The organism is Polaribacter sp. ALD11, assembly GCF_002831685.1.
Classification (GTDB): domain Bacteria; phylum Bacteroidota; class Bacteroidia; order Flavobacteriales; family Flavobacteriaceae; genus Polaribacter.
Map to the genome: position 1 here is coordinate 1235999 of NZ_CP025119.1, position 13499 is coordinate 1249497.

A 13499-nucleotide genomic window follows, 5' to 3' on the forward strand; every position below is an offset into this window, starting at 1 on the left:
AAATTAGTGCTTAACTAAAAGTTCGTTGCGTTTTTATGTACTTCTGATTTTCCGTTGGAAAATCCTCGCACACAAAATCGCAACTTTCCATAAACAAACTCGTTGTGGTGCATTTAAACGAACAGTTGTCTAAACAAGAAAATGAACGAATTTTATTCAATTAGTACTAACGAAAACCTACCTGAAACCGAATTTGAATTGCGGAATTTAGGAAAGCAAATGGTTTCTGCAACAATAGGTAAACCAAGTAGAGGTGGCTGGGGAGAAAGAACTTATTCAAGTCAAACATTTTACCGAGAAACAACTACGAAAGATTATGATGAGCAATTTGCTTACAAATTAATGAATTTTCAACCAGTTTATGATTTGGAAAAAATTTTGAATTTTCATAAAGATTTTTACATAAAAAAACAAAATGGAAAAAAAGACGAATTTGAAAAACACATCAAATATGTTGTATATCCACTAATAGTAAAAAAGAGAAATTCAGAAACTCAACAAGAATTAATTACTGATTGGTTAGATAAAAATATGACAGACAAGAAAAAAAATAACGGAAAATTAAGAATGGATTTTGGAGACATAAATTCACCAACTCAATTTCAGATTAATTCTGACAATTCCGTACAAACCCAAAAAATTGAATACTCAAACGAAGATATATCTAAAATATTTGAGCTAATTCGTAAAGATTTGAAAGGAATTAATAATTCTGAAAGTCAAGAATTATCGGCAGAAATAGAAAAAACAGAAAGTAAATTAAATAATGGAAAAGATATTAAAACCCGACTTTTAATAATTGGAGAATTAATTAAAGATATTGGAATTGGAACTTTTACAAGTTTACTTTCTTCACCAATTTATGAAATGGTAAAACCGATGCTAGGAATTTAAAAAACTCACAGAAAACATATGGGATTTTGGAACAAAATAGATAATAGAATTAAAAGCTACCTTGAAAAACAAATAGAACGTCAAGACCAAATACAAGCTGAAAGAGAATCAAAAATAAAGGTTTCAAAGCCCAGTAAAGTAAAACAAACATACAATTCGCAGGAGAAAAAATTAGACTATTCAAAAATCACAGATATTGGTTTGTATTTTATGGAATTGCACGACAATTTTAAAAAATATGGAGAAAGTGAAAATAGAGATTATATTTTAGAATTCTATTGGGTTTTAGGTTGTGCATCTCAAGGCAGAAGCGATGAAGTAAGTGAGATTTTAAAAAATGCCAAAAATAATGACCAATCCTTCTATGAAAAAATTCAGCCATTTGAAACTCAAATATTACGAATGACCAAAATAAGTCAGAAAATTGATGAATCAGATATGAACGATTTAAAAAACAGCGAATCTATTGGCGAATATCAAAGTAGAAAACTACTAAAAAGCAAGATATTTATGAAAGATTTTAATTTTTTCAATAGATTAGAGATTACAGATATATTTAATTGTGAAAATATAAAAAACGCACCACAACACCGTATATAATTTATTGCTAGTTCTAGCCTACTTACGAAAATCCTTAGGGATTTTCTATTCCGTTTTTATTTACTAAATTTAGTGCTTCAAAAACGCAACAAACCATATACAAAACGTTGGCAAAAACTGGTTGAAAGTCGCCAAAAAAACATTAGTTATTTAAATAAAAGTTTTGCTTAAAATTTCTGATTCAAAATCCTTTAATCTTATGACGGCGAAAAAACAAAAATTTAGAATGTTGAAAACTCTCTCGCTCGTTAAATTTGTAAAAAGGGGAAAGTATTAGAATTTTAATAACAAGAATTTACTCAAGCGCTGAAAAAACAAAATTTCGGAATTTAGTAAAATACTGGAATTCTTACTCAAAACCTGAATTTAGCAAGTTTGCGGAATTGAACAAATTGTGGAGTTTTTACTCTTGTGAAAAATTGGAGTAAAATCCCAAAGTAAAAAATTAAACACTTTTAAAAGAAAAGTTTAAAACTGTATCTTATAAAAAAGGAAAATAATTTAAGAAGAAATAGAAAATTATAGAAAAAATTAAGCGGAAATTAAAACACGCATTTGCCAACACCGTTTATAAAAAATTGCTAAATTAGTGCTTAACTAAAAGTTCGTTGCGTTTTTATGTACTTCTGATTTTCCGTTGGAAAATCCTCGCACACAAAACCGCAACTTTCCATAAACAAACTCGTTGTACGCCAGCTAAAAAAAATGACCAAAACAATAAACAAAATAGTAAGCCGATTAAAGAAATATCCAGAAGCGGAATATGAATTAAATGCGGAATCAATAACTGTGAATCCAAATAATGAAAACGGATTTCCAGTAACTCTGACTGATAACGGCAATGAAAATTTCACTGTTGCGTTTGACTTTTGGCACGAGGAATTTTATAATGAAAATGATGCTCTGAATTGCTTTGCGTTCGGACTTTCTAAAGATTGTAGATTAAAACTGACCAAAAAAGGTAATAAACCTATAAAATGGACTGTAGAATCGATTGAAAATGGGATTTGGAAAGAGGACAGTACTACAGGATTATTTAATTTGTCTTTTTGGAAAAAATCGAAATTTGAATTTTTGCAGAACGATTTGATAAAAAGTAGTAAGGAATAAAAAGCCAGCGTACAACACTGTGTAAAAATAATTGCTATTTCTCGCCTACTTGGAAATTCCTGCGGAATTTCCACAGGCTCGGTCAATTTTTATTATTTTAGGTGTTTAACCCACGCAACTATTCTTACACCAAACGTTGTAGCAAATTAAAAACCCAACTTATGAAATTTGAAATTGAAAGAAAATGTTTTACTTAAAACCAACAAAAAACGGAATTGGAATTGAAATATGGGGAACTTATGACGACATAAGAACAGTTCACTCAATTGTTCAAAATTTTTGGGGAAATGAAAAGTCAGATAAAGTAAGAAATTCTGAAGAAAGAGACGATGCAATAAGTGGTTTTTCATACGAATTAAGAAAAACTCACGAAGGAAGTAGGCTAAAAAGAAAAACAAGTCATTTTTCCTTTGAGGAAATAGAACATTTAGGATGTAAACTTACTTGGGTTCATATAATTTTTGCTCTTTCAGCTTTGAGGTTTAATATGCGTTATTTGGAAACTAATAAATTGGAAATATCAATATTTATGCAATTTGAATTTTGGTTAGAAAAATCAGCAATTGAATATGACGAAAAAGGTGGTTTAGAATTAAAACATTTTTTTAGTTCAGGAGATTTTGGAGAAAACGAAAAAGTGTACCAACTTCTAAACGGAATAAATGCAGATTTTTTAATACTAAATGGAGGGAAAAAAGCTTTTAGGAAATTACCTGAATTATTAAGAAGAGGAATTCCATTTACATCTGAATATCGAGAATATGAAGAATTCTTAAAAAAAGAAGCGAAAAGACATAATTGTGAAGTACACGAACTAACCGTCAATGAGAATAATATTGATTTTGAAAATTTGAAATGGTAAAAAACTTGCTACAACACCGTATAAACTTTATTGCTGGTTTTAGCTCACTTGGGAAATTCCTCCGGAATTTCGCCGTTCGTGTTTTATTTACTAAATTACTTGCTTAAACAACGCAACAAAGCTTATACAACAACGTTGGCAAAAACTGGTTGAAAGTCGCCAGAAAAACATAAGTTACTTAAATAAAGGTTTTGCTTAAAATTTGTGATTCAAAATTCTTTAATCTTATTACATCGAAAAAATAAAAATTTAGAATATTGAAAACTCTCTCGCTCGTTAAAATTTGTAAAAAGGGGAAAGTATTAGAATTTTAATAACAAGAATTTACTCAAACGATGAAAAACCAAAATTGCGGAATTTAGTAAAATACTGGAATTCTTACTCAAGTTCTGAATTTAGCAAGTTTGCGGAATTGAACAAATTGTGGAATTTTTACTCTTGTGAAAAATTAGAGCAAAATCCCAAAGTAAAAAATTAAACACTTTTAAAAGAAAAATTTAGAACTGTATCTTATAAAAAAAGGAAAATATTTTAAGAAGAAGTAGAAAATTATAGAAAAATTAAGCGGAAATTAAAATACGCATTTGCCAACACCGTTTATAAAAAATTGCTAAATTAGTGCTTAACTAAAAGTTCGTTCCGTTTTTATGTACTTCTGATTTTCCGTTGGAAAATCCTCGCACACAAAACCGCAACTTTCCATAAACAAACTCGTTGTAGTGCATTTGAGGAACCGATGAACAGAGAGAAAAATAATTGTACAGAATGTGAATCCGAATATTTTAGAAATAGTTCGGAAATGACAGATTTATGTCCAGATTGCGCTCACAAATTATATGATTATCCGAATTGTAAACACGAATTTAAAAACGGAAACTGTTCAAAATGTGGTTGGAATGGAAAAACATCTGAATTTCTAAAAAACCGAATTGAAAAAATAACTCTTGAAACGGAATCATATTTAATAGACGGAAAAAATAATGAACGATATTTCCCTTTTTTGGAATTGGAATTTAACGAAAATGTTATTTATGAAAATGATATTCCGAAATATTATTTAAGTTTTTCTGAAGACCTAAAATCTGCTTACGGAATTGGAGATTGGATAATGACTGAATTAAATAAAAATGAACACAATTTGAGAGAATTAATTATTGACTTTGGAAAAATTCTGAATTTGAATTGGGATATTTTCTCATCAAATGTTGGAAAATTTATTGAGGACAGTTGGAAACCTGAAAAAATTGAGCTGATTATATTAACCGACAATCTAATTGAAAAAATAAAAACGCACTACAACACCGTGTAAAATTAATTGCTGGTTTTAGCCAATTTACGAAAGTCCTCGCGGGCTTTCTATCTGTGATTTATTTACTAACTTTAGTGCTTAAAACACGCAACTAATTTTACACAAACACGTTGGCAAAAACTGGTTGAAAGTCGCCAGAAAAACATAGGTTACTTAAATAAAGGTTTTGCTTAAAATTTCTGATTCAAAATTATTTGATCTTATTATGTCGAAAAAACAAAAATTTAGAATATTGAAAACTCTCTCGCTCGTGAAAATTTGTAAAAATGGGAAAGTATTAGAATTTTAATAACAAGAATTTACTCAAACGCTGAAAAACCAAAATTGCGGAATTTAATAAAATACTGGAATTCTTACTCAAGTTCTGAATTTAGCAAGTTTGCGGAATTGAACAAATTGTGGAATTTTTACTCTTGTGAAAAATTGGAGCAAAATCCCAAAGTAAAAAATTAAACACTTTTAAAAGAAAAATTTAGAACTGTATCTTATAAAAAAAAGGAAAATAATTTAAGAAGAAGTAGAAAATTATAGAAAAATTAAGCGGAAATTAAAATACGCATTTGCCAACACCGTTTATAAAAAATTGCTAAATTAGTGCTTAACTAAAAGTTCGTTCCGTTTTTATGTACTTCTGATTTTCCGTTGGAAAATCCTCGCACACAAAACCGCAACTTTCCATAAACAAACTCGTTGCCACCAATTTGAAAAATGAAACTCACGACAATAATATTTACATCATTTTTAATATTAAGTTGTAATCAAAACACGAAAAATAATAACCAAATGGGAATATTTGACAAACTTTTTGGAAAGAAAGAATCAACCGAAAAAGAAACACCAAAAAATTATAATCAAGAAATTGAGAAAACGAGTGAAATGTTGGACGAAACAATATTTTGGAATATAGTCGACTCTTCAGTAAAGAATACTAAAAATCAAGATGCTCAAGAAAGGTTTTTAGTCAAAGAAATTGAAAAATTGACACCAAAACAAATGATTGGTTTCCGATTAAGAACTGACAAACTTCTTTACGATACTTATAACTCTGAAATGTGGTGTGCTGGATATATAATGAATGGTGGTTGTTCGGACGATGGATTTGAATATTTTAGAAATTGGATTATATCACGAGGAAAAGACACATATTATAAAGCAAAGGAAAATCCAGACAGTTTAATTTCGGAATTTGTAGAAGGCGAAGAATATTATGATTTTGAAAGTTTTTGGTATGTTGCATTAACTGCGTTTGAAAATAAAACAGGGAAAGAACTATACGATTACATATCTGATGATTTCAAAACTAACGAAGGGAATTATCCGAATTTTGAGTTTACTTGGAAAGAGGAAGAACCTGAAACTATGAAAGCGATTTGCCCGAAGTTATTTGAGAAAATGTGGAATTAAAAACTGGTGGCAACACCGTATATAATTTATTGCTAGTTCTAGCCTACTTACGAAAATCCTCGCGGATTTTCTATTCGGTTTTTATTTGCTAAATTACGTGCTAAACCACGCAACAAACCATATACAAACACGTTACCAAAAATAGCTCAATCACTCAAATCCTGAATTTAAAATAGCATTTAAAAGCTAAAAAAAAGAATTTAAAATTGCGGAACACTCTCTGAAGATTGGAAAATTCTGAAAGAATTTTGTTTACATTTTTGAGAATTTAGAAAAATAAAAAGTAAAAACTGAGCAGTGTGGAATTGAGCAAAATGCGGAGTAAAATCTGTGTAAAATTATCTTTAAAACGAAAACTCAGAAAGGCTGAGAATTTCTTTAAAATCAAAAAAAAAAGTAAAAATTATTGGCGGAATTAAGCATGTAAGAAAACACTCAAACGCTGAAAAACCAAAATTGCGGAATTGAGCAAGATGTGGAATTAAAATATTGGCGGAATTTTCACTCGAACGCTGAATTTAGAAAATAATAAGAAAAATTGGAAAATAAAAAAACTACTTTTGGTAACACCGTGTATAAAAAATTGCTTATTTTTAGCTTAACCGAAGGCAGTTGCATTTTTACTCACTTCAATTTTCCTGCGGAAAATAGCCGTTCATAAAAATCGCAACTTTCCATAACACAACAACGTTGGCAAAAACTGGTTGAAAGTCGCCAGAAAAACATAAGTTACTTAAATAAAGATTTTGCTTAAAATTTCTGATTCAAAATTCTTTAATCTTATGACGGCAAAAAAACAAAAATTTAAAATATTGAAAACTCTCTCGCTCGTGAAAATTTGTAAAAAAGGGAAAGTATTAGAGTTTTAATAACAAGAATTTACTCAAGCGTTGAAAAAAATTGCGGAATTTAGTAAAATACTGGAATTCTTACTCATGTTCTGAATTTAGCAAGTTTGCGGAATTGAACAAATTGTGGAATTTTTACTCTTGTGAAAAATTGAAGCAAAATTCGAAAGTAAAAAATTAAATACTTTTAAAAGAAAAATTTAGAACTGTATCTTATAAAAAAAGGAAAATATTTTAAGAAGAAGTAGAAAATTATAGAAAAAATTAAGCGGAAATTAAAATACGCATTTGCCAACACCGTTTATAAAAAATTGCTAAATTAGTGCTTAACTAAAAGTTCGTTGCGTTTTTATGTACTTCTGATTTTCCGTTGGAAAATCCTCGCACACAAAACCGCAACTTTCCATAAACAAACTCGTTGGCAAAAACTGGTTGAAAGTCGCCAGAAAAACATAAGTTATTTAAATAAAGGTTTTGCTTAAAATTTCTGATTCAAAATTCTTTAATCTTATTACGTCGAAAAAACAAAAATTTAGAATATTGAAAACTCTCTCGCTCGTGAAAATTTGTAAAAAGGGGAAAGTATTAGAATAACAAGAATTTACTCAAACGCTGAAAAACCAAAATTGCGGAATTTAATAAAATACTGGAATTCTTACTCAAAACCTGAATTTAGCAAGTTTGCGGAATTGAACAAATTGTGGAATTTTTACTCTTGTGAAAAATTGGAGCAAAATCCCAAAGTAAAAAATTAAACACTTTTAAAAGAAAAATTTAGAACTGTATCTTATAAAAAAAGGAAAATATTTTAAGAAGAAGTAGAAAATTATAGAAAAAATTAAGCGGAAATTAAAATACGCATTTGCCAACACCGTTTATAAAAAAATGCTAAATTAGTGCTTAACTAAAAGTTCGTTGCGTTTTTATGTACTTCTGATTTTCCGTTGGAAAATCCTCGCACACAAAACCGCAACTTTCCATAAACAAATACGTTACCAAAAATAGCTCAATCACTCAAATCCTGAATTTAAAATAGCATTTAAAAGCTAAAAAAAAAGAATTTAAAATTGCGGAACACTCTCTGAAGATTGGAGAATTCTGAAAGAATTTTGTTTACATTTTTGAGAATTTAGAAAAATAAAAAGTAAAAACTGAGCAGTGTGGAATTGAGCAAAATGCGGAGTAAAATTATCTTTAAAACGAAAATTCAGAAAGGCTGAGAATTTCTTTAAAATAAAAAAAAAGTAAAAATTGTTGGCGGAATTAAGCACGTAAGAAAACACTCAAACGCTGAAAAACCAAAATTGCAGAATTGAGCAAAATGGGAATTAAAATATTGGCGGAATTTTCACTCGAACGCTGAATTTAGAAAATAATAAGAAAAATTGGAAAATAAAAAAACTACTTTTGGTAACACCGTGTATAAAAAATTGCTTATTTTTAGCTTAACCGAAGGCAGTTGCATTTTTACTCACTTCAATTTTCCTGCGGAAAATAGCCGTTCATAAAAATCGCAACTTTCCATAACACAACAACTTTACCAAAAATAGCTCAATCACTCAAATCCTGAATTTAAAATAGCATTTAAAAGCTAAAAAAAAGAATTTAAAATTGCGGAACACTCTCTGAAGATTGGAAAATTCTGAAAGAATTTTGTTTACATTTTTGAGAATTTAGAAAAATAAAAAGTAAAAACTGAGCAGTGTGGAATTGAGCAAAATGCGGAGTAAAATCTGTGTAAAATTATCTTTAAAACGAAAACTCAGAAAGGCTGAGAATTTCTTTAAAATCAAAAAAAAAAGTAAAAATTATTGGCGGAATTAAGCATGTAAGAAAACACTCAAACGCTGAAAAACCAAAATTGCGGAATTGAGCAAGATGTGGAATTAAAATATTGGCGGAATTTTCACTCGAACGCTGAATTTAGAAAATAATAAGAAAAATTGGAAAATAAAAAAACTACTTTTGGTAACACCGTGTATAAAAAATTGCTTATTTTTAGCTTAACCGAAGGCAGTTGCATTTTTACTCACTTCAATTTTCCTGCGGAAAATAGCCGTTCATAAAAATCGCAACTTTCCATAACACAACAACGTTGGGCGTAAGCTAAAAATCAGAACGTTAAAACTTGACAAATGAGTAAAACAAGAATATTTACAACTCGAAAGTTAGAAAAAATAACGAAAGAATTTATATCTGAAAATGAGGAATTTAATAATGAATATTTAGGAGATTGGACTTCTACTCTATTTTATGTAAGTCATAAAAAATGTTGGTTATTAATCAATAAAATGACAAAATACCTTTTAATCTTACCGAATATAAAGAAAACTGACTTAAAAAATATATCTTCTATTTTTAAAGAGAATTTATTTGCTCAACTAACTTTTGACGGAATTGAAACAAGATATGAATTGGTGGAGAAAATAATCGGAGAAATTAAATTGCAGGAAACAAATAATGACAGAAGTACTAATGGTTCTTTAAATAACTGTTTGCTTTTTCTTGAGGATTGGAAATATGAATTTGGAGATTATGAAAATATGAACTTTAGAGATTTGAATGGCAGACTAAATAGTTCACCGAACAAAATGTTGAATTGGAAATATCCAAAAGAAAAAATGAATGAAATGATAAATAATTACGAAAAAAAATCATTTTTAGAAAAAAACAGAATTGTACTTTAAAACAGGAAAGAATTGAAAGATTTAGAACAACAAAATAGAATTTGAAAAAAAGTTGAACAAAAAAGCCTACGCCCAACACCATATATAATTTATTGCTGGCTTTTTGCTTACTTACGAAAATCCTCGCGGATTTTCTATTCAGTTTTTATTTACTAAATTAGGTACTAAATCACGCAACAAACCATATATAAACACGTTGGCAAAAACTAGTTGAAAGTCGCCAAAAAAACATAAGTTATTTAAATAAAGGTTTTGCCTAAAATTTCTGATTCAAAATTCTTTAATCTTATTACGTCGAAAAAACAAAAATTTAGAATATTGAAAACTCTCTCGCTCGTTAAAATTTGTAAAAATGGGAAAGTATTAGAATTTTAATAACAAGAATTTACTCAAACGCTGAAAAACCAAAATTGCGGAATTTAGTAAAATACTGGAATTCTTACTCAAGTTCTGAATTTAGCAAGTTTGCGGAATTGAACAAATTGTGGAATTTTTACTCTTGTGAAAAATTGGAGCAAAATCCCAAAGTAAAAAATTAAACACTTTTAAAAGAAAAATTTAGAACTGTATCTTATAAAAAAAGGAAAATAATTTAAGAAGAAGTAGAAAATTATAGAAAAAATTAAGCGGAAATTAAAATACGCATTTGCCAACACCGTTTATAAAAAAATGCTAAATTAGTGCTTAACTAAAAGTTCGTTGCGTTTTTATGTACTTCTGATTTTCCGTTGGAAAATCCTCGCACACAAAATCGCAACTTTCCATAAACAAACTCGTTGTGCAACATAAAAAATATGAACCGTTAATTTAAATAATATGGAAAAATTTAATGAAATAAATCTAAAAACTATTAAACGTATATATGAGGAAAACCTTCCGAAATTTTATATGACTTCAATTGGAGGTATAATTTTTTGGAGTGGTTTTTTATTCATTCCCGCAAAATTATTTGGGAGAAAAGCGAGACGCTCTGGAGTTTCTGGAAATATGATGGAATCTCTTGGCTTTATTCCTGCAATAGTTTTTTCATTAGTTTTAATAATTATAACAATTTTAGTAGCAAATTGGATTTTGCAAATTTCAAAATTAAAAAAGGATTTAAAAGAAAAGAAAAAAATAACTACAACTGTTAAGATAATTAAAATAGAAAAATTATCAGCAAAAACGATTCAAGCACATAGAGAACAAGGAGAAAATATTACGGATTGTTTACACTTTGAACAAGACGAAAATGAAATAGAAACTTACCTATTTAATAGATTTGTTGAACCAAATATATTGAATGCGAAAGCAATGTACATAGAACTGGCTGAAAATTCTAGAATTGAGTTTAAACGTGAATTCATAAATAAATAACGTTGCACAACACCGTATATAATTTATTGCTGGCTTATTGCCTACTTACGAAAGTCCTCGCGGACTTTCTTTGTCCGTAATTATTTACTAAATTAGGTGCTTAAATCACGCAACAAACCATATACAAACACGTTGGCAACAATAAGAGCAAAAATCTACCTAAACTAAAAAAGTCCTCTTTGAAATTTGGTAATTAAAAGTCAAATTTTACATTTTAATTCTAAACAAAAGATTAAATGAATACTAAGGAAAAACTTAATAACTTATGGTCTAAAGATTTTATAAACCAACTACCTAATTTCATAAAAGAACGTGGTTTTGTATTTTCAGAAAATAATTCTCAAAAAGACATTCTTATAACAGGAATTAATCCTTCATTTAGGAAAGATGCAGAATTAGGGAATTTTGGTTTTGACTTTCAATTGACTTTAAAAGAAGAAAAATATGATAATTATTGGAATCCTTTAAAAAAAATAGTTTTTGACCCAGAAAACTCAATAGATTTAAGAGAGAAATCTGCTTATTTAGATATATTTTATTTCAGAGAAAAAGAACAAAATAAATTAAAAAAAGAGATTTTAAAAAACAATAATGGAATTCGTTTTTTAGTAGAACAATTGAAAATCACTCAACAAACTATTGAAAATGATATTAAACCAAAATTAATAATAGTAAAAAACAAAGAGTCTGCTGCATATTGGGGAAAATTATCAGAAAAAGGAATTATTTGGATGGGTTACCAACTTAATTTTGTGCAAAGTTATATGTGTGGAGATTTATACAAAATTTCAGGATTTTTAGAATCTAACGAAAGGATTTCATCTGAAATTACAGAAACAAATTTAAAAGGTTCTTTAATTTTATTTACAGAACATATAAGTCAATACACAAAAAAAGAAAAAAGACCAACAGCTGTTTTAATAAATGAATTATTAAAGAAATTATGAAAATAAAAAATTACTGTTGCCAACACCGTATATAATTTATTGCTAGTGCTAGCTTACTTACGAAAATCCTTAGGGATTTTCTATTCCGATTTTTTTTACTAAATTTAGTGCTTCAAAAACGCAACAAACCATATACAACAACGTTGGCAAAAACTGGTTGAAAGTCGCCAGAAAAACATAAGTTATTTAAATAAAGGTTTTGCTTAAAATTTCTGATTCAAAATTCTTTAATATTATTACGTCGAAAAAATAAAAATTTAGAATATTGAAAACTCTCTCGCTCGTTAAAATTTGTAAAAAGGGGAAAGTATTAGAATTTTAATAACAAGAATTTACTCAAACGCTGAAAAAACAAAATTGCGGAATTTAGTAAAATACTGGAATTCTTACTCAAGTTCTGAATTTAGCAAGTTTGCGGAATTGAACAAATTGTGGGATTTTTACTCTTGTGAAAAATTGGAGCAAAATCCCAAAGTAAAAAATTAAACACTTTTAAAAGAAAAATTTAGAACTGTATCTTATAAAAAAAGGAAAATAATTTAAGAAGAAGTAGAAAATTATAGAAAAAATTAAGCGGAAATTAAAATACGCATTTGCCAACACCGTTTATAAAAAATTGCTAAATTAGTGCTTAACTAAAAGTTCGTTGCGTTTTTATGTACTTCTGATTTTCCGTTGGAAAATCCTCGCACACAAAACCGCAACTTTCCATAAACAAACTCGTTACCAAAAATAGCTCAATCACTCAAATCCTGAATTTAAAATTGCGGAACACTCTCTGAAGATTGGAAAATTCTGAAAGAATTTTGTTTACATTTTTGAGAATTTAGAAAAATAAAAAGTAAAAACTGAGCAGTGTGGAATTGAGCAAAATGCGGAGTAAAATCTGTGTAAAATTATCTTTAAAACGAAAACTCAGAAAGGCTGAGAATTTCTTTAAAATCAAAAAAAAAAGTAAAAATTATTGGCGGAATTAAGCATGTAAGAAAACACTCAAACGCTGAAAAACCAAAATTGCGGAATTGAGCAAGATGTGGAATTAAAATATTGGCGGAATTTTCACTCGAACGCTGAATTTAGAAAATAATAAGAAAAATTGGAAAATAAAAAAACTACTTTTGGTAACACCGTGTATAAAAAATTGCTTATTTTTAGCTTAACCGAAGGCAGTTGCATTTTTACTCACTTCAATTTTCCTGCGGAAAATAGCCGTTCATAAAAATCGCAACTTTCCATAACACAACAACGTTGGCAAAAACTGGTTGAAAGTCGCCAGAAAAACATAAGTTATTTAAATAAAGGTTTTTCTTAAAATTTCTGATTCAAAATTCTTTAATCTTATTACGTCGAAAAAACAAAAATTTAGAATATTGAAAACTCTCTCGCTCGTGAAAATTTGTAAAAAGGGGAAAGTATTAGAATTTTAATAACAAGAATTTACTCAAACGCTGAAAAACCAAAATTGCGGAATTTAATAAAATA

Annotated in this window: 9 protein-coding genes; all 9 read left to right on the top strand. The window is 28.4% G+C overall.

The genetic code is table 11. From position 1 onward, the window contains the following. Positions 1–141 precede the first annotated feature (141 nt). The 9 genes from CW731_RS05560 (at position 142) to CW731_RS05600 (ending at position 12017) form a co-directional block, all read left to right on the top strand. Positions 142–894: a hypothetical protein gene (locus tag CW731_RS05560; protein WP_100945796.1), complete on the top strand. Its 753-nt coding sequence runs from the start codon at positions 142–144 to the stop codon at positions 892–894. Between the two features lie 18 nt (positions 895–912). Further along, complete coding sequence (locus CW731_RS05565) at positions 913–1494, top strand: hypothetical protein (protein ID WP_100945797.1); 582 nt, start codon at positions 913–915, stop codon at positions 1492–1494. A gap of 705 nt (positions 1495–2199) precedes the next feature. Further along, the gene (locus CW731_RS05570) at positions 2200–2604 is read left to right on the top strand and encodes a hypothetical protein (protein ID WP_026450520.1); all 405 of its coding nucleotides are present in this window, start codon (positions 2200–2202) and stop codon (positions 2602–2604) included. 184 nt (positions 2605–2788) lie between these two features. Then, positions 2789–3466, top strand: coding sequence for a hypothetical protein (locus CW731_RS05575; protein ID WP_100945798.1), 678 nt, complete (start codon positions 2789–2791; stop codon positions 3464–3466). 799 nt (positions 3467–4265) lie between these two features. Beyond that, entirely contained in the window at positions 4266–4775 is a 510-nt protein-coding gene (locus CW731_RS05580; RefSeq protein WP_198519852.1) for a hypothetical protein, read from the top strand. Positions 4776–5483: 708 nt separating this feature from the next. After that, positions 5484–6179, top strand: coding sequence for a DUF4240 domain-containing protein (locus tag CW731_RS05585; protein ID WP_232734733.1), 696 nt, complete (start codon positions 5484–5486; stop codon positions 6177–6179). 2983 nt (positions 6180–9162) lie between these two features. Further along, a complete protein-coding gene (locus CW731_RS05590; protein ID WP_068452251.1) occupies positions 9163–9714 on the top strand; it encodes a hypothetical protein in 552 nt (183 codons plus the stop codon). 816 nt (positions 9715–10530) lie between these two features. Next, positions 10531–11070 (top strand): hypothetical protein, encoded by a 540-nt coding sequence (locus tag CW731_RS05595; protein WP_100945800.1) that lies wholly within the window; start codon positions 10531–10533, stop codon positions 11068–11070. A 236-nt stretch (positions 11071–11306) separates the two neighbouring features. Further along, positions 11307–12017: a hypothetical protein gene (locus CW731_RS05600; RefSeq protein WP_100945801.1), complete on the top strand. Its 711-nt coding sequence runs from the start codon at positions 11307–11309 to the stop codon at positions 12015–12017. Positions 12018–13499 lie beyond the last annotated feature (1482 nt).